Genomic DNA, 19,847 nt, shown 5'->3' with positions numbered 1-19,847 from the left:
GGCGGTGTCGACGATGGAGCTTCCGCTGGTCGTGGGGGTCGACGGATCGGATTCCAGCCTGCAGGCCGTGGACTGGGCGGCGGACGAGGCCGCACGCCACGGACTACCGCTGCGGCTGGTCCATGCATCCCTGTGGGAGCGGTACGAAGGGGGCCGCCCGTCCTTCACCACCAACCGCCCGTCCGAAGAGATCATGGCGGAGCACATCGCAGCGTCCTGCGCGGAACGCGCGCAACTTCGCCACCCGGAGCTGAAGGTGTCGAGCGAGGTGCTGCCCGACGACCCAGTCTCCGTGTTGCTGCACGCGGGCAGTGAATCCTTCGCCCTGGTCACAGGCTCCCGCGGCCGTGGCGAGCTCACCGGGACTTTGCTCGGGTCGGTCAGCCTCACGGTGGCGGCCCGCGCCGTGTGCCCAGTCATCGTGGTCCGAGGCGGGGAACGGAACCAGCAGAGCTCTTTCGGCCGGCTGGTCCTCGGAGTCGGGGATTCTACCGATGGTTCGGCCGCCGTCCGGTTCGCCTTTCACGAGGCGCAGGTGCGCGGCAGCGCCGTGGACGCCGTGCGGGCCTGGCGCTACCCCGCTCATGAGCACGCGGGTGAACCTCTCACGGACTCCCTCCCGGGAGACGCCCAGCGCGAAGTCGCCCCCCGTGTCCACGAGGAACGTGCCTCCACCCTCCTCACCGACGCACTGCGTGACGCGGCACGGAATCACCCCGACGTCGAAGTACGCCGCCGAGCGGTGGAAGGCCCTGCCCACAAGGTTCTCCTGGACGCAGCGGCCGACGCCGACCTGGTGATCGTCGGCGCCCTGCGGCGGCACGGCCACTTCGGCCTGCAACTCGGCAGGGTCGCCCATGCCCTGCTTCATCACGCCGAGTGCCCGGTGGCTGTCGTCCCGCAGCGGGCCTGAACTCACGCACGAGTGGTGGCGGAAGAGGGTGAGGCCGACGGACGAGTGGATCTGGGAGTACGACGGTTACGACCCTGCCGTCGAGCGGCTGCGTGAGTCGCTGTGCACGCTCGGCAACGGCTACTTCGCCACCCGCGGTGCGGTGCCCGAGTGCAGGGCGGGCCTGGTGCACTATCCGGCCACCTACACGGCAGGGGTGTACAACCGCCTGGAGTCGACCGTGGCGGGGCGCCAGGTGACGAACGAGGATCTGGTGAACCTCCCGAACTGGCTTCTCCTGCGGTTTCGTCCGCGCTCCGCCGACGGAGCGGCGGTCCCGTGGTTCTCTCCCGACCTGCGGCACCCCTACGACCACCGGCACACCTTGGACCTGCACCGCGCCACACTCACCCGCACGTTCTCGTTCCGGGCCGGCGAGGCGGGCGTGCTGAGGGTGAAACAGGTACGTCTGGTGCACATGGCCGATCCCCACCTGGCCGCGCTGCAGACCGTGTTCACCACCGAGGACTGGACGGGGGAGATCGAGGTCGAGTCCGTCCTCGACGGCGACGTGACCAACGGCAATGTCCACCGCTACCGCTCCCTCAACCGAAGCCACCTGGCCCATGTGCGGACCGGGGCGGACGGAGACGACACGACATGGCTGCGGTGCCGGACCAGCGCCTCTTACGTCGGTATCGGTATGGCAGCCCGTACGGTGGCCGTCGGACATCCGCCCACGTCGTCTCAGCAGGGTTCCTCCCGCCGCCGCGCCGTGCACCGGCTGGTGGTACCCGTCGCTCCGGGGCGGCCCGCCGTTGTCGAGAAGACGGTCGCACTGCACACCTCACGCGACGCGGCGATCAGTGACCCGCTTGGTGCGGCGCTGAACCGGCTGGCCGAGGCTCCCGGCTTCTCGGCGCTGCTGGAATCCCACGTCGCCGCGTGGGCGCGGTTGTGGCGGCGAGCGGACATCCAGGTGCCCGGGGAGGCGGGCCGCATTCTGCGCCTCCATCTCTTCCACGTCCTGCAGACGCTGTCGCCGCACACCGCGGAACTCGACGTCGGAGTGCCGGCCCGGGGGCTGCACGGCGAGGCGTACCGGGGCCACGTCTTCTGGGACGAGCTGTTCGTCCTGCCATATCTGAACCTGCACTTCCCCGAGGTCTCGCGGGCGCTGCTGGACTACCGGCACCGGCGCCTGCCGCAGGCGTGCCGCTCGGCCGGTGCGGCAGGACGGGCCGGGGCCATGTACCCATGGCAGTCCGGCAGCGACGGGCGCGAAGAGACCCAGCAGCTGCATCTCAATCCCAGTTCCGGCCGCTGGCTGCCCGACAACTCCCGGCTCCAGCACCACGTCGGCTCGGCCATCGCCTACAACGTGTGGCAGTACTGCGAAGCGACCGGTGACACCGAGTACCTGCACACCAAGGGCGCGGAGATGCTGCTGCAGATCGCCCGCTTCTGGGCGGACGGCGCGCAGCTCGCTGAGGGACTCGGCCGCTACCGCATCCGTGGTGTGGTCGGCCCCGACGAGTACCACGACGGCTACCCGGATGCCGCCCGGCCGGGCCTTGACGACAACGCGTACACCAACGTCACCGCCGCATGGGTCCTCACCCGCGCGCTGGAGCTCGTACGACGCCTGCCCGCATGGCGTCGGCAGGAACTGTTCGAACGCATCGACCTGCACAGCGGCGAACTGTCGACGTGGGAGGACGTCTCCCGGCGCCTTCTCGTGCCGTTCCACGACGGCGTCATCAGCCAGTTCGCCGGCTACGGCGACCTCGCTGAACTGGACTGGGACGCCTACCGGGCGCGATACCACAACATCCGGCGGCTGGACCGGATCCTCGAGGCCGAGGGCGACTCGGTCAACCGCTACAAGGCGTCGAAGCAGGCCGATGTCCTCATGCTCGGCCACCTCTTCTCACCCGCCGAGCTCGTGGATCTGTTCGGACGTCTCGGATACCACCTGGACGACGAGATCTGGCGCAGGACCGTCGATTACTACCTGCGGCGCACCAGCCATGGCTCCACCCTCAGCGGTCTCGTTCACGGCCTGGTCCTCGCAAAGGCCAGACGTTCCGAGGCATGGCAGTACGTTCAGGAGGCCCTGAAGGCCGATATCGCCGACATTCAGGGCGGCACGACCGGTGAAGGTATCCATCTCGGAGCCATGGCTGGAACCCTTGACCTGGTCCAGCGCGGCCTGACGGGGCTCCAGACCCGCGAGGACGCCCTGTGGTTCGACCCGGTGCCTCTGCCGGCGCTCTCCGAGTACGGCTTCTCGCTGCGTTATCGCGGTCACGGTGGCGTCGGCCTGAAGCGCCGGAGCGGACAACTGGAGATCGATGTCCCCGACTCGGAGGAGTCACCTATCCGCGTCGTGCTGGCCGACCGGGCCGTCACCATCGCACCCGGCGAGACCTGCACGCTGGTGCTGCCGGAGAGCTGAGCCGCGCGGCACTACGTCATTGCTGGTCGCCGTGGGAGCGGAACGGCCCTCCCGGGCACCGGGCCCCCGGTGGCGTGAGCCCCTGTCGCCCGGCATGCGTGCGGGATGCGCGGAATCGACACTGGTCTAAAGGACTCTTCCGGAGGGAGAGCCAGGCTCCGGGGCCGCCTCGTCGGCAGATCAGAGAGGCAGACCACGCACCTCACCCGTCCGAGGACCAGGTGGGCCATTTCGCCGAGTGATCCGCGCGGCCCCCTGACCGGCCTGTCGGCCGTCGGGTCGCGGCCCCGGTGACCGATCGGACGAGTCGGCTGCGGCCAGCCCGCTCTCACAGAGCTCCACCGACGCAAGCACCAGGAGGTCATGATGGGACGTCTCGACGAGCGGGTGGCGATCGTCACCGGTGGTGCCAGAGGGATCGGCGCCGCCGTGGCCCGTCTGTTCGCGGCCGAGGGCGCGACCGTTGTGGTCGCCGACATCCTCGACGCCGACGGGGAGAAACTGGCGGCGGAGCTCGGCGGCCCGTCCCGGTACGCGCACCTGGATGTCAGCACCGAGGACGGCTGGCGGACGGTGGTGGAGGAGACGGAGCGGGACCTGGGGCCGGTCTCGGTGCTGGTCAACAACGCCGGGATCCTCGAGTGGGGCACGATCGAGGAACAGAGCCTCGAGTCCTTCCGGCGGGTCATCGACGTCAACCTTCAGGGTGCCTGGCTGGGCATGCGTACGGTGGCACCGTCCCTTCGGCGGGCCGGCGGCGGTGTGATCGTGAACATCTCCTCGATCGCCGGCATCACCGGCTATGCCGGCATCGGGGCGTATGTGGCCGGCAAGTGGGGCCTGCGCGGGCTGACCAAGGCCGCGGCACTGGAAATGGCCCCGGCCGGGATCCGTGTCTGCTCGGTTCACCCGGGTGCGGTACGCACCGCGATGACGGCCGACTTCGACGACTCCTTCACCGCCGGCCAGCCCCTCCCGCGGTTCGGCGAGCCGGAGGAGGTTGCCCGTATGGTGCTCTTCATCGCCGCCGATGCCACCTTCTCGACCGGCGTGGAGTTCGTCCTGGACGGCGGTGTCACCGCCGGTCCTCCGACCGTCCTCACGCCCGCCCAATGACCCGGCCAGGGAAACCGTCCGGGCCGAACAGCAGCCTGCCGCAGGTCCTCGTGATGCGGCGCCCGAGCCGGGCAGGCTGTCCGGTGACCGTGCGGCCGCGCAGCACGCCTGCTCATCGTCCTTCCGCTGATCGGCCCGGCAGTCGAGCGGCAGCGGCGCCTATGGTGCGAGGGAGAAGTAGTTCTCCTCTTCCTGGGTAGTGCAGGCGAAGGACGGTGTTGAGGCCGTAGAGGCAGGAGCGCGGGTGCCCCTGACGGCCGACTGCGACGACCGGGCACGGCGTCGCTCCGAGCGGCGGATGGGGGAGAGCCGGCTTTCCTCGGGGGAAGTCGTTACGGACCTTCGACTTGGACGCCAACTCGGAGATCGACCCTGCCACCGCCCATACTCTCGCCGGCTGCGAGGGCGGTGGCAGCGGAAGGACGCGAGGCTTCAGTGTGCCGGATCTCGCTCCTGCGGGACCACGACGACCGGACAGACAGCATGTTGGGCACAACGCTGACTGACGGATCCGAGCATGGCCCGGGCGAAATTGCCTCGCCCGCGCCGGCCCACGACGAGGATTTCCGCCCCCTCAGAAGCCCTGATCAACACTTCAGAAGGGTCGCCTTCGACGAGCCGCTCCTGCAGAGTCGCGGGCCGCTCATCCGGGAAGACGGCGCGCAGTTCCTCGGCGAAGCGTTGCTGGGCCTGCTCAAGGTCGAACTCCGGGTCAATCGCCGGTCCGCTCCAGCTGATGGCCGAGGGCGTGTCCCAGGCATGAATCACCTCCACGACGGCGTTGACTGTCTGCGCATAGTGTGTCGCCCATCGCAGCGCCTCGTACGACGACGGAGACCCGTCGACCCCCACCACCACCCGACGCTCCGGCTCGGTGGATTGCATGGTGACCTCACCCCGCTCTCGACGGTGCTACCTCTACGCTGCCCGGCCCTTCGGCATAGCGCCAACCGGGCCGGGGCAGGGTCGTGGTTGTCGTCGGCGCCGGCCAGTCGGCGTAGGAGAGCGCGGCTTTGTTGGGCGAGGCGGGAGCGCGGGTGCGGATGCTCATCCGTGGTCGGCGGCTGGTCTTCGGTGCGGCTCCGGCACCGCCCCCGCGCCGGCAGTCGGACACTCCGCTGGGCCGGTCCTGGCCAGTACGGGCTCGTGCACCACGCGGCGGCCTTCCGCTTCCTGTCCGCGGTTGCGCGACTTCGGTTGGTCAGGCGGGTGCTGGGACCGTTTGGATCCTGGTGACTCAGGCTGCGCCTGGAGGGACTCGTCCCGTTCCGCCGCGGGCAGCGCGGTCCGGCGACGGGGGTCGCCCTCACCACGCGGGACATCAAGGGGTGGGTTCACAGAAGGGGGCCGGTCACGTCCTGGCCGCCGCGGGCTACCGGGTCCGGCTCGGCGCGCTGGACTTTCTCGCGCCGGATCTACGGGCCGCACAGAGCCGAACGGGGGAGCTTCCCGCATCCTGGATGCCTAGCTCCGGTCGTCGGTGCCCGGCTTGTACCTCATGGGTCAGGCGGCGGTGACCTTCGGGCCCGGCGGCCCTTCACCTGCGGCACCGAGCCCGCGGCGCCTCGGCTTGCGGCTGCGTCGGCGGCGCAGGGCTGAGCAGCTCGCCGAAAAGCGGTGACCTCGCCATGTGTGCCCTCGCGGTGCACGCTGGGGTCATGACGCGGGCGTTCTATTGCGACTACGCCACGCTGATCGTGGGAGACCGGCGGGTACCGGCAGAAGTGGATCTCGGTCTGCTTCTGGCCGGCGAGGTGAGCAGGTGGGGCGGAATCCTGTATCGGGTTCCGGCCGGACTGGTCGACGATGCGCGCGGGGAGGCGGGCGTGCGACTCCGCCTGTCTTGTGGCCAGGAGCGTCACATCCGTCTCCTCCATGTGGAGCCGGGCTGGGACGAGGACGCGGAATGCCTGTCCGTTCCCTTCCTGGGCGAGGGCACGGCTCCCTTTTGATCATTCCGGCTCGCGCAATCGGGCGCACACGACAGCCCTGTGTACCGTCAAAGGATCGGGGCCTGAGGGACGTCCGCTCCACATCGGTGACCGGGGCACCACCTGCGTTTGCACCGGAACCTCCCCTGATTCGCCCGCCGGTACAGACAGACACGGCGCCGTGAGCCGCTCAGATCGGCCGGCGTGAGCCCTGCGCGTCGCCGCATCCCTGAGGAGCCCACCCGAAGGGCGGAGCCCAGAGACCGGCGAAGGGGGAATGCCGAGGACATGACTTTGCCTGAGGACAGGAATGGAAGCGGTGTCACGAGGGTGGGCGCGAGGCCGTTCGCCGAAGTTGAACGTGCACTTGACGAACTGGTGGTCAACGGCGCGGAGCGCTCGGCGCAGTTCTTCATCGGGGCGACTGCGGCGTACGAGTGGGCGCTCGGGCGTATCGAGAATCCCCCGGTGACCGGCCGAGGCGGCCGTGGCGCCCTTGATCTGCCTCGGCTGACGTCTGAGTTGGACGCGGCTGCTGTCCTGCTCGAAATCCCTGATGATCAGCCCGGCAGCCTTGACTTCGTGCGCGGGGTTCGCACGGCTCTTGCCTGGGTGTGCGGTGATGACCAGGTCTCTGCGGCCGGCAGGGCCCAAAGCCGTGATCTCACGTGACCTCGCAGGCGTCATGATGGTGGCGGCTCCCTGTCATGGCATCTGAACGTGATGCATAGCTCGAGACAACGCCCCCGACCTGCACATCTGCAAGCGGCGCGGCGCTACGCGTGGGTAGGCGTCTGTGTGGTTCTCCCATGGTTTCCCCATCCGATGTGGCGGTCAGGACGCGACGGTGTCAAGGTGCCGAGAGGCCGTCCCGCCGAGTGTTTGCACTGGCCGTGAGGAGGGTCCACAGTCGGGAGTGGAGACAGGAGAATGCCGTGATCGTCCTCGCTACCCTTCTTCTCGTCATCGGGACGATCTTGCTTGTCCTCGGGACGATTTTGATCGCTCTCGGAGCTTTTTTGATTGCTGCCGGGATGCTCTTGATCCTCATGGGGGTGGCCTTGATCGCAGCAGGGGCGTACTTGCTCATTCGTAGAGCGCTGGGGCGGCACTGACCCTTAGCGCGCACCACTGGGTGCCGGCCTTCGGGCGGCGCGCAGCCATATACCCGGGTCGTGCACGCGTTTACGGTTTCTCGCCTGATGCCAGCGCCAACGTCCTCATCGGGCAGTCTTCCGTCGCAGATCACGCACAAGACACGTGCGTGTGCTTGCCACATTCTGGCCAGGCACTGGGTGTAGGTGGCGAGCAGCTCGTGCATGTGGAAGGGCTCGCCTTCCCTTTGGATGGCGGGGCCTCGGACCGGCAGACCTGGCGAGGTTCGAAAGCGTTGCCCTCTTCATCAACCGTGGCAGACCGATCGTCCCCGGACTCCAGCGCACCGCTGAGAACACGGATGCCGTTGCTGACATCGCCAGGCGGCTGGAAGGCCTTCCCCTGGCCATCGAGCTGGCGGCGGCTCGGCTCAGGGTGCTCTCCCCTCAGCAGATCTCGAGCAGGCTGGAGAACCCGTTCCGACCTCTGAAGTCGTCGCGCGCCGTCGATGAACGGCATCAGACGCTGCGGGCGACGATCGAGTGGAGCCACGAACTGTGTTCACCAGCCGAGTGGTTGTGCCGGGCCCGGCACTGCACCGGCGGCTGACCGACGCCGGCCTGGCGGCGGTCCGTCCGGACGTCGCTGTCAGCTCCGTGCCCGCCCCCACGCCGGAGGTGGCGGTGCGTTGGGCCGCCGACTGTCGCGCGCCCGGGTTGGCGGTGGGCTGCTTCCGTCCGCCGTCCGTGCCCGACGGCATCTCGTGATTGCGCCTGACAGCCCGAGCCGACCTGACGGACGAGCAGATCACGGAGGCGGCGGTGACCGTGCGGACGGCTCCGGCCGACTGATCACAAAGAAGCGGTCGCGCGAGCCGCCCGGCGTGAAGCCGGTGGACGAGCCGTCGGGGCAGTGATGTCCACCACCTGTCCCTGCCGGGTGCTCCATCGCACATCCGGTTCCTCGGTTGTGCACCGAGAATCGTCCATGCCCCACCCGTGGCCCGACGCCGCCGCGGGCACGGGTGAGCGCCCCATGCACCACGAAAGGACATACGCACGTGCTCGACCCAGCAGATCCCGCCTTCGCGCGCGACCCCTACCCGTACTACGCGCGGCTTCGCACACAGGGACCGGCTGTCCGGGTGGCGCTGGCCAACGGCACCCACGCCTGGTTCGTCACCGGCTACGAGCACGTTCGCGCGGTGCTCGCGGACTCCCGCTTCTCGAACGTGCCACCCCCGGGCGCGGGCAGACCGAGGCCGGACTCCCCGGCGCAGCGCGCCCGAGCCTGCCTGGCCCGCCACATGCTCAACTCCGACGCCCCCGACCACACCCGGCTACGGCGGCTGACGTCCGCCGCCTTCTCCCCGCGCCGGGTGGACGCGCTGCGGCCGAGGATCGAGCAGCTCGCGTCCGAGCTGATCGCGAAGGCAGCGACCCGGACGCAGAACGGCGCGGTGGTCGACTTGGTCGACGCGTTCGCGTTCCCGCTGCCGGTGCTGGTGATCGGGGAGGTGCTGGGCGTGCCCGAAGCAGACCGGGACGATCTGCGGAAGTGGACCTACCGGGTCGGCTCGCCCGCGGACGCGCTTCCGGCCGGGGCGGTCGACGAGGCGTGGATCCGGCTCCACGCCTACTTCACGGAACTGATCGCAGACAAGCGGCGCCGGCCGGGCGAGGACTTGTTCAGTGCGCTCGTGCACGACGTGACCGAGGGCGGGCTCGACGACGGCGAGCTGCTCGCCATGGCGTTTCTGCTGTTGTTCGCGGGATACGAGACGACGATGAACCTGCTCGCGTCGGCGTCGCTGCTGCTGCTCACCCATCCCGGCGAGCTGGCCGCCGCCCGCCGGGACGCCACGCGCTGGACGGCGGTGGTGGAGGAGGCGCTGCGGCACGCCAGCCCGCTGGAGGCCACGACCTGGCGGCGTACGACGCAGGAGGTGAACCTCGGCGGGAGCGGGCTCATACCGGCCGGCGCCTCCGTCCTGGCCGTCCTCGCCGCGGCGAACCGGGACCCGGCCCACTTCCCGGATCCGGACGCCTTCCGGCCCGACCGGTACCGGCCCGCCGCCGGTGGGACGCGGGCCGCGCCCCACGCGGCGTTCGGGCACGGCCCGCACTTTTGTGTGGGAGCCCGGCTGGCCCGTCTGGAGGCGGCCGTCGCGCTCCCGGTCCTCTTCGACGCCCTGCCCGGCCTCCAGCTCGCCGAGGATCCGGGTGAGATTCCCTACCGTCCGGGCCTCCTGGTCCGTGGTCCCCGCCGCCTCCCGGTCAGGCGTGCCTGAGGACAGGACGACAGGTCCAGCCGCCTGGCCCCCTCCTCGGGCTCGATCGACGAGCACACACCACCGCCGGCGCCCCGCAACGGGCGCCGGCGGTGGTGTTTTCGCGTAGGCCTGGAGCTACGCGCCGACGAGACCCGCCGCCGTGCCCTGCCGGCGTACACCGGCTACCTCGGACACACGCAACTGGCCCACGCCGTGCCGGAGACCCTTCCGGCCGGCGAGGACGGCAGGCGCTCTCTGGACTCGGTGCTCGACACGTCGTTGAGGCCCGCGTCCGGCTTGGGGAAGTAGCCCGGACCGAGATCACCTGCGGGTCCGCAGCGCGGAGCCTCCCCGCCGAGCCGCCCGCCGGGCCTCTCAGGCGGCGGGTGCCGTCAGGTGGATCAGGATGCCGCACACCTCGTCCACGATCTCCCGGGCCTCCGTCTCGTCGCCGCAGTCCCCCAGCTCGCGTGCCGCCCCTCCGATGACGGTGGTCAGCACGCTCACCCGGACCCGGCCGGCGCGATGCCGCTCGTCGACCTCCAGGAGCCGGGCGTTGCGCCGTACCCAGGCGCGGTCCCACTGGCGGCGCAGCGCGTCGAACCCCGCCGGGGCGTCGTCCTCCACCAGGAGCCTGCCGAGCCGCCGGTTGTCCCACACACCGTCCAGGTACGCCCTGGCTCCCGCCACGAACAGGACGACGGGGTCGGCCACACCACGGCCGCGCTCGGCGGCCAGCGTGGCCGCGGTCCTGCGCTCCTGCTCCTCCCGGAACTCCTCCCACAGGGCGAGGTAGAGCCCGCGCTTGCCGCCGTAGTGCTGGAAGAGGCTGCCCAGCGCGATGCCGGAGCGCGTCGCGATCTCGGTGAGAGAGGCATCGGTGTAACCGCGCTCGGTGAACACCTCCAGCGCGGCGTCCAGCAGTGCGCGCCGGAGCGTCGGGTCTTGCACGGCGCTCCCCTCGGACAGGCCCGAGCCGCCCTGGTGGTCCGGCAGTTGACGCGTCGGCTCGGTCCCGGCGGTCTCCACGATGCCGCTCACTGGCTGTCCCCGCCTTCTGTGGCCCCGTCGCGGATGGCGAGGGCGACCAGTAGGTCCAGGAGGTCGGCGATCCGGCGCGGATTGCGGCCGGTGCGTTCCTCGATGCGGCGCAACCGGTAGTGCGCCGTGTTGTGGTGCACCCGCAGCCGTTCGGCGGCCAGCCGCAGATTCAGGTCGGCCTCCGCGAAGGCCCGTATGGTGTCGGCCAGGGTGTCGCCGCGTCGGCGGTCCTCCTCCAGCAGCAACCGGACGCGGGAATCGACGAGTTGGCGGGCGAGGTCGTCGGCGCGCAGGGCCAGGTAGTCGAACGGGGACAGCCGCGGCAGTGCCGCCACCCCGCCCCCGTCGGGCACCAGATCGAGGGCGGCCCGCGCCTCCTGGTAGGCGCGCGGCAGCTCGGACGCGCCGCGGGCGATCGTGCTGATGCCCATGGAGAGCATGGTTCCGTCGCGCGCGAGCCGCCGCTGCACGGCCTCGAAGTGGGCGCAGATGTCCTCCGCGTTCATGCCGGCCCGGACCACCGGCACGGCCACCACCTCGTCGTGGCGCACGACGACCAGCGTCCGGCCGGCCCAGGGCCCGGCCACGCTGATCGACGCGCTGGTGGCGTACCCGTGCTCGGCCGAGGCGGGATCCCCGGTGCGGGTGTCGCCGACGCACACCGCCACGACCGCCATCATCGGCGAGCGAGGTCCGATGCCGTACGCCTGCGCCGCCGCGAACAGCGGACCGCGTGTCGGTGCCCCACCGGACAGGAGCTGGTCCAGCAGATCCCGGCGCTCCCGGTCCGCGTCCGCCACCACATGCTGCTGGTACTCGACGTAGGCCTGCGCCGCATGGGTGCTGGCGTAGTCGACGTACCGCATCAGCGGGGTGACCAGGGCCAGGGCGGCCTGCTGGGCCTCGGCGGACGTGCCCGCGCAGGCCAGCAGCGCGTCCCACAGCACCTGCCGGCCGACCCGGAAGGCACTGATCCAGTCCTCAAGGGCGAACCCCGCGCGTGCTCTGCGCATGGCTGCCGCGCGGCTGAAGACCAGATCCTCGGGGGCGATGTCGCGGTCGCCTGCCAGCGCAGCCAGCTGCATCCGGTAGTGCTCCAGCACCTGCTCCCGCACGTCGTCGAAGAACCGCTCGTCCTGCAGCGCGTACGACGGGATCTCCGTGCGCATCACCTCGACGGCCCTCTCCGCCACCTCCTCGACCCGGTCGTGGACGGCGTGCAGGATCCGCCGCCGCTCCCGGCGGAGGGGTTCGGTGAGTGGGGGAGTGCTCAGGGCGGCACCGCGAGGCATGACGCCGATCGTCGCCGTCCGCCTCGTGGTCCGTCAACAGGCCCGGTGTGAGACATCTGCCGCCCCCTGTGCGCGGCGCACAGTCCGGCGACCGGGAAGTTGGGTGCCCGCACCCAATGTGCGCCCGCAACGCCCCCACCTACTGTGACGCTCGCCCACCCCCCAGCACGTCGGAAGGGGCGTCACTCATGCTCGCGGTCGACGATATCACCGTGCGTTACGGCGGAATCACGGCACTGGACGGTGTCGCATTCACCGTCGAGCCGGGCACCGCCGTAGGACTCATCGGACCGAACGGAGCCGGCAAGACCACCTTGTTCAACTGCCTCACCAGGCGCTGCACCCCCGACGCGGGAACGGTGCGGTTCGAGGGTGAGGACCTGCTCGCCCTTCCGCCGCACGCCGTGGCCGGGCGCGGCATCGCCCGCACCTTCCAGAACCTCGGCCTGTTCCCGCGGCTCACGGTCCGGGAGAACGTCATGGTCGGCGCCCACAGCCGGGGGCGCACCGGACACCTCGCCGCGGCGCTCCGGCTGCCCCGCGTCCGGCGGGAGGAGAGAGAACTACGTGATCACGCGGACGACCTGCTACGGCGGCTCGGCCTGGCGGACGTCGCCGACCGCCCCGCCTCCGGGCTGCCGTTCGGCACGCTCAAACGCGTCGAACTCGCCCGGGCGCTCGCGGTACGGCCGCGTCTGCTGCTGCTCGACGAACCCGTCAACGGGCTCAGCCACGGAGAGGTCGGCCAGTTCGCGGACCTGGTCCACTCGGTGCGCAGGGAGTTCGACCTCACGCTCGTGGTGGTCGAACACCACATGGGGTTCGTGATGGGCCTGTGCGACAAGATCGTGTGTCTGGACTTCGGGCGCACCATCGCCGAGGGCTCGCCGGAGGAGATCCAGCGCGACCCGGCGGTCGTCGAGGCGTACCTGGGGGTGGCCGCGTGAGCGAGCCCACCACCGGTGACGCCACCGGTCCCACCGGGGTCGAAGCGAGTGCCGAGCCCGACTTCCTGAAGGTGTCCGGCCTGCATGCCGGATACGGCCAGGCCCGCGTGCTCCAGGGCCTCGACTTCTCCGTTGCCCGAGGTGAGGTGTGCGCCGTCCTCGGACCCAACGGCGCCGGCAAGACCACGACGCTGCGGGCACTGTGCGGCATGGTCCGCGGTCGCGGCTCGGTCACCCTGAACGGCACACAACTGCTGGGTCGCTCGCCCGAGCAGGCCGCCCGGCTCGGCGTGGCGCACGTTCCCGAGGGCCGCGGCACCTTCAACGACCTGACCGTCGAGGAGAACCTGCGCATCGGTGCCCACCTGCGCTCCGGCCTGCGGCGGGGCCGCGCCGAGCGTGCGGCGGTGGCGGCCGACCTGGAGCGGATCTACGGCTACTTCCCCAAGCTGCGCCAGCGGTCCGGCCAGGCGGCCGGCAGCCTCAGCGGCGGGGAGCAGCAGATGCTCGCCATCGGCAGGGCGCTGATGCTGCGGCCCTCGCTGCTGCTCCTGGACGAGCCGTCCCTGGGACTGGCGCCTCTGGTCACCCGCGAGCTGTTCGAGATCGTCCGTGCCGTCAACGAGGAGGAACGCACCACCGTGGTCGTCGTCGAACAGAACGCCCAGCTCGCGCTGGACATCGCGCACCGGGCGCACGTACTGGAGGCCGGCCGCCTGGTGCTGTCCGGACCGGCGGCGCGGATCCGCGAGGACGGGCAGGTCGCCGAGGTGTACCTCGGTGTCTCCATCCTGACCCGGAAGGACGGGTGAGCGCCGTGACCGATCTTCTCCAGCAAGTGGTGGAGGGGCTGGGCTCCGGGGCGGTGTACGCCAGTCTGGCGCTGGCCCTGGTGCTGATCCACCGGTTCACCGGGATCGTCAACTTCGCGCAGGGCGAGCTGGCCATGCTCTCGACCTACGTCGCCTGGCAGCTGGTGGCGTCCGGGATGCCGTTCTGGCTGGCGCTGCCGGTCACCCTCGCGGTGTCCTTCGCCGGCGGCATGCTGGTCGAGCGGATCGTCATCCGCCCCGTGCAGGGCGCACCCGAGCTGACGGTGGTCATCGTCACGGTCGGCCTGTTCATCTTCGTCAACGCGCTGGCCGGCCTCATCTGGTCGTTCACCGTGAAGGACTTCCCGCAGCCCTTCCCCGACGGCGGGCTCGACCTGGCCGGGGTACGCGTGGACTGGTCGACGCTCGGGATCATCGGCGTGGTGGCCGTCGTCATGGGACTGCTGTACCTGCTGTTCCAGCACACCTCCATCGGCCTGGTGATGCGGGCGGTCGCCTGCAACCCGGCCTCCGCCCGGCTGTCGGGCATCCGCGTGGGCCGGGTGCTGATGCTCGGCTGGGGCCTGGCCGCGATGGTCGGCGCGGTGTCGGGCGTGCTCGTCGCCCCGCTGCTGTTCCTGGAGCCCAACATGATGGGCGGGGTGCTGATCTACGCGTTCGCCGCGGCCACCCTCGGGGGCTTCGACAGCCCGGTCGGCGCCGTCGTCGGCGGCCTGTTCGTGGGCGTCGCCGAGACGCTCACCGGGGCGTACGTCGACGTCATCGGTGCCGATCTGAAGGTGGGCGTCCCCCTGGTGATCATCCTCGCGGTGCTGCTGGTGCGGCCTCAGGGCCTGTTCGGACGGGCGGCGGTGGAGCGCGCATGAGCACGATGATCGCAACCCTAGGCACGGACCGCGGCCGGCGCCTGCGGGCCATGCTCACCCTGTTGCTCGCCGCGGCGGTCGCCGCCGGCGCACCGTTCTACTTCGCCCCCTTCCAGGTCTTCCAGCTGACCATGGTGCTCCTGTACGCCGTGGCGCTGTCCGGCCTGAACCTGCTGGTCGGCTTCGGCGGGCAGATCTCGCTCGGGCACGGCGCCTTCTTCGCGGCGGGCGCCTACACGGCGGCGGTCATGCTCGACCGGTACGACACCGGCCACCTGGCCACGCTGCCGGTCGCGGCCGCCGGATGCTTCCTGCTGGGCCTCGCGTTCGGAGTGCCCGCGCTGCGGCTGCGCGGGCTCTACCTGGCCCTGGTCACCCTCGCGTTCGCGGTGTTCCTGCCACCGCTGCTCAAGCGGCTCGAACCGGTGACGGGCGGCTCCATGGGGCTGACCGTGGACAAGCTGCGGCCGCCCGCCTGGAGCGGCCTGGCCGAGGACCAGTGGACGTACTTCGTCGTCCTCGCCGTCACCGCGGCGGTCCTGCTGCTCGCCCGCAACCTGCTGCGGTCCCGGGTCGGCCGGGCACTGCTCGCCGTGCGGGACAACGAGAGCGCCGCCGAGGTCATGGGCGTACGGCTGTCGCTGCATAAGACCATGGCCTTCGCGTGGAGCGCGATGTTCGCCGGTGTCGCCGGGTGTCTGTACACCTGGGTGATCGGCTTCGTCTCGCCCGACTCCTTCAGCTTCGTCCTGTCCATCACGCTGCTGGCCGGCCTGGTGGTCGGGGGGCTCGGCTCGCTGTACGGGCCCCTGCTGGGCGGGGCGTTCGTGATGTACGTGCCGAGCGTGTCCCAGGACGTGAGCGAGGCGGCACCGGGAGTGGTGTTCGGCCTGTTGATCATCATCGTGATGTTCGTGGCCCCGACGGGACTGGCCGGTCTGCCGGGCCGTGTCCTGGGTGCGGTCACCCATCGCCTGCCCCGCGCCACCACGATCGCCGCCGACCCCACGCCCGAGGCCGGACCCGCACCCGAAGGGGAGCCGAAGCCCTCATCCGCCGCCGCACCCGAAGGGGAGCCGAAGCCCTCATCCGCCGCCGCGGCCCACGAGGAGCCGAAGCCGATGTCCGCCTCCGCGGCCGACACGGAACCCCAGCCCCAAGCCGATTCCGGACCCTCCGCGACTCTCACCCCCGCGGACGCCGCAGTCGTCGATGTCGAACCCGTGGGCGCACCGCCCCGCACGGAAAAGGAATGAAGCACATGCGCAAGACGACCGCTCTGTGTACGGCCGCGGCCGCCACCGCCGCACTGCTCGCCGCGTCCGCCTGCAGCAGCCAGCGAGGCCAGGACGCCCAGGACAGCGCCGCCGGCGGCGCCTGCAAGGGCCAGCAGACCACCGGCATCACCGACAAGACCATCAAGCTGGGCGGGATCTACCCGCTGTCCGGACCGGCCTCCGCGTACGGCACGATCAGCAAGGGCGTGGCCGCCTACTTCAGTTACGTCAACGACAAGGGCGGCATAGACGGCCGCAAGGTCGAGTTCGTCGTCCGCGACGACGGCTACCAGCCGCCCAAGGCGGTCGAGGAGGCCCGCAGACTCGTCGAGCGGGAGAAGGTGTTCGCCGTGTTCCAGAGCCTGGGCACCCCGTCCACGGCAGCCGTGTGGGACTACCTCAACCAGCAGAAGGTGCCGCAGCCCTTCGTCGCCACGGGCGCCTCCGTCTGGGGCACGGACGACAAGCACCCCTGGACCATCGGCTGGCAGCCCAACTACGTGTCCGAGGCCCGGGTGTACGCCAAGTACCTGAAGGACGCCAGGCCCGATGCCAAGGTCGCCGTCCTCTACCAGAACGACGACTTCGGCAAGGACCTGCTCGGCGGGTTCAAGCAGGCCGTCGCCGGCAGCGGCGTCAAGGTGGTCGCCGAGGAGAGCTACGAGGTCACCGACCCTTCCGTCTCGGCGCAGATGACGAGCCTCGCCCGCTCCAAGGCGGACGTGCTGCTCGACATCACCACGCCCAAGTTCGGCAGCCAGGCCCTCGCCGCCGACGCCAGGAACACCCGGTGGAACCCGCTGCACATCGTCAACAACGTGGCGTCGTCCACCGCCGTGCTCAAGCCCGTCGGATTCAAGAACGTGCAGGGTGTCGTCTCGGCGACCTACTTCAAGGACCCCGCCGACCCGCAGTGGGCCGACGACCCGGAGGTGAAGACTTACAAGGAGGCGCTGCACAAGTACGCGCCCGACAGCGACCCGGCCAACCAGTTCAACGCCTACGGCTGGGCCGTCGCCTCCAGCCTGCACAAGGCCCTGGACACGATGAAGTGCCCGACCAGGGAGGGACTGCGGGACGCGGTGCGCAACCTCAGGGACGTCAAGGTGGACATGCTGCTGCCCGGAGTCACCCTCTCCACCGGACCCCACGACGCCTTCCCGCTCGAGACCATGCAGCTGATGCAGTTCAAGGGCGAGCGGTGGCAGCTGTTCGGCAAGCCGGTCGACACCCGTAAGGAGTTCGGACCCGTCGCGAAGTGAGCCACCGGACCGAATGATCACCGCGCCCGCCACGCCCTGCGCCACGGCGGGCGCGGGCACGTCTGCACCGGGTTCACTAGGCTTACGCGTATCACCACGTCACCAGCGGTGGAGAAGCGGATGACGGAGTTCAGCGCACGCCACGACGATCCGCTCACCCCGCGCCTCGCCGCGCTCGCGGTGCTCGACGACCGGGGCGCCGTCGTCGGATGGAGCCGGATGGCCGAGGAACTGCTCGGCCATCCGGGCCCGGCCGTGATCGGTCGCCCGGCATCCGAGATCCTGGCCGAACCGCGTGATCGGGCCGTCCGGGAAGCCGCGGCACGTTGCCGGAGAGCCGGCGACTGGTCCGGGGTGCTCACAGTGCGGCACCACGACGGACGCCGGGTGGAGGCCGGGCTCACGGCTCACGCGTTCTCCCGCGCCGACGGGGTCCGTGAGTGGCTGGTCGCCGGGGCGCTCGCGGCCGACGTCCTGGAGTGGCACAGGGACCGCGCGATCCTCGACGGGTTGTACCGGCAGTCCCCGATCGGCCTGGTCGTCCACGGCACCGACCTGAGGGTTCTGCGCGTCAACCGGGCTGTCGAACGCTTCACGGGCGTCCCGGCACCGGACTTCCGGGGTCTGCCCACCGGCCACATGCTCCTGCCCGACGACGCGCGCAGGGCCGTGGACCGGGTACGCCAGGTGATGGAAACGGGCAGACCGCTGGTCTACTCCGAGCAGTTCGCCCGCCTCGAGCGCGATCCGGCACGAGAGCGGGTCGCGCTGGTCTCGGGCTTCCGGATGGAGGATCCCTCCGGCCGCGTCCTGGGCGTGGCCGAGATGATCGAGGACATCACCGAACGCCATCGGGCCCAGCGCCGGCTCGCGCTCCTGGACCAGGCGGGCAGCCGTATCGGAACCACCCTCGACGTGGCGGAGACCGCCCGGGAACTCGCCGAGGTGATGGTGCCCCACCTCGCCGACCATGCGTCGGTGGACCTGGTGCAGTCGGTGACAAGCGGTGCGGAACCGGTCCAGGCACTGGGAGGACCCGTGGTGCGCGTGGGGACCTGCGGCGTCGGCCCGCAGCAACCCGGCCCGCCCCATCCCCAGGGCGCGCCGGTGGAGTTCCCGCCCGGCACACCCCAGGCGCTGTGCCTGGCCGAAGGACGGCCGGTCCTGGAACCGGTTCTGCCGCCCGACTCCTTCTCGGCCGAAACCCGGCAGGGGGCGCAAGCGCCGGATCTGGGCGCCCATTCGCTGATCGTGGTCCCTCTTGCCGCACGGGGCCTGGTACTGGGCGTGCTGACCCTGTGGCGTTCGCGCCGCCCCGATCCCTTCGAAGCGGACGACCTCACCCTCGCCCAGGAACTCGGCTCGCGCGCCGCCGTCGCCATCGACAACGCCCGGCGCTTCACCCAGCAGCAGCAGACCGCGTTCACCCTGCAGAGCAGCCTTCTGCCCCGGACGGTGCCGGACCAGTCGGCCGTCGAGGTGGCCCTGCGCTACCTGCCGGCCAGTGCGGCCCCGGGCCTGGGCGGCGACTGGTTCGACGTCATTCCGCTGTCCGGGGCCCGGGTCGCCCTCGTCGTCGGCGACGTGGTGGGGCGCGGCATCCATGCCGCTGCCACGATGGGCCGGCTGCGTACCGCCGTCCACACCCTCGCCAGCCTCGATCTGGAGCCGGACGAGGTCCTCTCCCGTCTGGACGACCTGGTCACCCTGCTGGCGGCCGAGCAGGAAGCATTCGGCGAACGGCCGGTGGGCGAGCAGGTCGTGGGCGCCACCTGCCTGTACGCCGTGTACGACCCGGTCTCCGGGCGGTGTTCCGCGGCGCGCGCCGGCCACCCGCCACCGGTGGTGACCGCTCCGGACGGACAGCCGGCCCTGCTCGACCTTCCCGCCGGCCCACCGCTGGGCCTGGGCGGCCTGCCGTTCGAGGCCCAGGAGATCGACCTGCCCGAGGGGAGCCTGCTGAGCCTGTACACCAACGGCGTCATCGGCGAGCGCGACATCGATGCGGACGTCGGCCTTGCGAGGCTGTGCGCGGTGCTCACCCGTCCCGCCGACGCGCTGGAACGGACCTGCCAGGCGGTGGTCGACGCGCTCGTGCCGACGCGCCCCAGCGACGACATCGTGCTGCTGATCGCCCGCACCCGCATGCTGCCTCCGGACGACGTCGCCTCCTGGCAGCTGCGGCTGGAGCCGGCCGACGCCGCCCGGGCCCGGGCACTGGTCTCGGCCAAGCTGTCCGAATGGGGTCTGGACCACTTGGTGTTCAGCACCGAGTTGATCGTCAGCGAACTGGTCGCCAACGCCTACCGGTACGCCAGTGGCCCCGCGACCCTGCGGCTGATCCGCGAACGCTTTCTGGTGTGCGAGGTCAGCGACAGCAGCCACACCGCGCCTCACCTGCGCCGCGCCCGAACCACCGACGAGGGCGGGCGCGGCCTGTTCCTGGTGGCCCAGATGTCCGAACGCTGGGGCACCCGCTACACCCGCGAGGGCAAGACCGTGTGGACCGAACAGCCACTGGCCGGCACGGTCACCTGACCGTCGCCGGGCACAGTGGTGGTCGAT

General features: G+C 70.8%; 16 protein-coding genes and 2 pseudogenes. 15 read left to right on the top strand and 3 right to left on the bottom strand.

What is annotated here, in order from left to right; all coding sequences use genetic code 11:
- Positions 1-13: 13 nt before the first annotated feature.
- The 4 genes and pseudogenes from ACF1GV_RS18460 to ACF1GV_RS18445 all read left to right on the top strand — a co-directional run.
- On the top strand, positions 14-913 hold the full coding sequence (locus ACF1GV_RS18460) for a universal stress protein (protein WP_391681800.1): 900 nt from the start codon (positions 14-16) through the stop codon (positions 911-913).
- Positions 914-941: 28 nt separating this feature from the next.
- A complete protein-coding gene (locus ACF1GV_RS18455) occupies positions 942-3,350 on the top strand; it encodes a glycoside hydrolase family 65 protein (RefSeq protein ID WP_391681797.1) in 2,409 nt (802 codons plus the stop codon).
- 363 nt (positions 3,351-3,713) lie between these two features.
- A complete protein-coding gene (locus tag ACF1GV_RS18450) occupies positions 3,714-4,466 on the top strand; it encodes a glucose 1-dehydrogenase (RefSeq protein WP_391681794.1) in 753 nt (250 codons plus the stop codon).
- Positions 4,467-4,716: 250 nt separating this feature from the next.
- A pseudogene (locus ACF1GV_RS18445) lies at positions 4,717-4,870 on the top strand (AAA family ATPase); the annotation flags it as partial.
- A 28-nt stretch (positions 4,871-4,898) separates the two neighbouring features.
- Here the strand turns inward: ACF1GV_RS18445 and ACF1GV_RS18440 are convergent.
- Positions 4,899-5,351 (bottom strand): universal stress protein, encoded by a 453-nt coding sequence (locus ACF1GV_RS18440; protein ID WP_391681791.1) that lies wholly within the window; start codon positions 5,349-5,351, stop codon positions 4,899-4,901.
- A 773-nt stretch (positions 5,352-6,124) separates the two neighbouring features.
- On the opposite strand from ACF1GV_RS18440, the gene ACF1GV_RS18435 reads away from it, so the two are divergent.
- The 5 genes and pseudogenes from ACF1GV_RS18435 (at position 6,125) to ACF1GV_RS18415 (ending at position 9,782) form a co-directional block, all read left to right on the top strand.
- Positions 6,125-6,418: a hypothetical protein gene (locus ACF1GV_RS18435; RefSeq protein WP_391681788.1), complete on the top strand. Its 294-nt coding sequence runs from the start codon at positions 6,125-6,127 to the stop codon at positions 6,416-6,418.
- A 267-nt stretch (positions 6,419-6,685) separates the two neighbouring features.
- Complete coding sequence (locus ACF1GV_RS18430; protein WP_391681786.1) at positions 6,686-7,069, top strand: hypothetical protein; 384 nt, start codon at positions 6,686-6,688, stop codon at positions 7,067-7,069.
- A gap of 263 nt (positions 7,070-7,332) precedes the next feature.
- Positions 7,333-7,512 (top strand): hypothetical protein, encoded by a 180-nt coding sequence (locus tag ACF1GV_RS18425; RefSeq protein ID WP_391681783.1) that lies wholly within the window; start codon positions 7,333-7,335, stop codon positions 7,510-7,512.
- Positions 7,513-8,031: 519 nt separating this feature from the next.
- Positions 8,032-8,343 (top strand): annotated as a pseudogene (locus tag ACF1GV_RS18420) (8-amino-7-oxononanoate synthase); the annotation flags it as partial.
- Positions 8,344-8,552: 209 nt separating this feature from the next.
- Positions 8,553-9,782 (top strand): cytochrome P450, encoded by a 1,230-nt coding sequence (locus ACF1GV_RS18415; RefSeq protein ID WP_391681781.1) that lies wholly within the window; start codon positions 8,553-8,555, stop codon positions 9,780-9,782.
- A 357-nt stretch (positions 9,783-10,139) separates the two neighbouring features.
- On the opposite strand, the gene ACF1GV_RS18410 is transcribed toward ACF1GV_RS18415, so the two are convergent.
- Positions 10,140-10,805, bottom strand: a complete 666-nt coding sequence (locus ACF1GV_RS18410; RefSeq protein WP_391681778.1) for a TetR/AcrR family transcriptional regulator — start codon at positions 10,803-10,805, stop codon at positions 10,140-10,142.
- Positions 10,802-12,097, bottom strand: coding sequence for a PucR family transcriptional regulator (locus tag ACF1GV_RS18405; RefSeq protein ID WP_391681776.1), 1,296 nt, complete (start codon positions 12,095-12,097; stop codon positions 10,802-10,804). Before ACF1GV_RS18405 ends, ACF1GV_RS18410 begins: the two co-directional genes overlap by 4 nt.
- Positions 12,098-12,285: 188 nt before the next feature.
- Here ACF1GV_RS18405 and ACF1GV_RS18400 point away from each other — a divergent pair, with 188 nt between their 5' ends.
- From ACF1GV_RS18400 to ACF1GV_RS18375, 6 genes are all read left to right on the top strand, one after another.
- On the top strand, positions 12,286-13,044 hold the full coding sequence (locus ACF1GV_RS18400; RefSeq protein ID WP_391681773.1) for an ABC transporter ATP-binding protein: 759 nt from the start codon (positions 12,286-12,288) through the stop codon (positions 13,042-13,044).
- Positions 13,041-13,856: an ABC transporter ATP-binding protein gene (locus ACF1GV_RS18395; RefSeq protein WP_391681771.1), complete on the top strand. Its 816-nt coding sequence runs from the start codon at positions 13,041-13,043 to the stop codon at positions 13,854-13,856. Before ACF1GV_RS18400 ends, ACF1GV_RS18395 begins: the two co-directional genes overlap by 4 nt.
- 5 nt (positions 13,857-13,861) lie before the next feature.
- The gene (locus ACF1GV_RS18390; protein ID WP_391681768.1) at positions 13,862-14,743 is read left to right on the top strand and encodes a branched-chain amino acid ABC transporter permease; all 882 of its coding nucleotides are present in this window, start codon (positions 13,862-13,864) and stop codon (positions 14,741-14,743) included.
- Positions 14,740-15,999 carry a branched-chain amino acid ABC transporter permease gene (locus tag ACF1GV_RS18385; RefSeq protein WP_391681766.1) on the top strand — a complete coding sequence of 420 codons (1,260 nt, stop codon included), beginning with the start codon at positions 14,740-14,742 and terminating at the stop codon, positions 15,997-15,999. Before ACF1GV_RS18390 ends, ACF1GV_RS18385 begins: the two co-directional genes overlap by 4 nt.
- Positions 16,000-16,004: 5 nt before the next feature.
- Entirely contained in the window at positions 16,005-17,282 is a 1,278-nt protein-coding gene (locus ACF1GV_RS18380) for an ABC transporter substrate-binding protein (protein ID WP_391681763.1), read from the top strand.
- Between the two features lie 120 nt (positions 17,283-17,402).
- A complete protein-coding gene (locus ACF1GV_RS18375; RefSeq protein ID WP_391681760.1) occupies positions 17,403-19,820 on the top strand; it encodes a SpoIIE family protein phosphatase in 2,418 nt (805 codons plus the stop codon).
- Positions 19,821-19,847 lie beyond the last annotated feature (27 nt).

This window comes from Streptomyces sp. NPDC014006, assembly GCF_043088925.1.
Taxonomy (GTDB): Bacteria; Actinomycetota; Actinomycetes; order Streptomycetales; family Streptomycetaceae; genus Streptomyces.
This window is presented reverse-complemented; position numbering and strand designations above follow the sequence as displayed.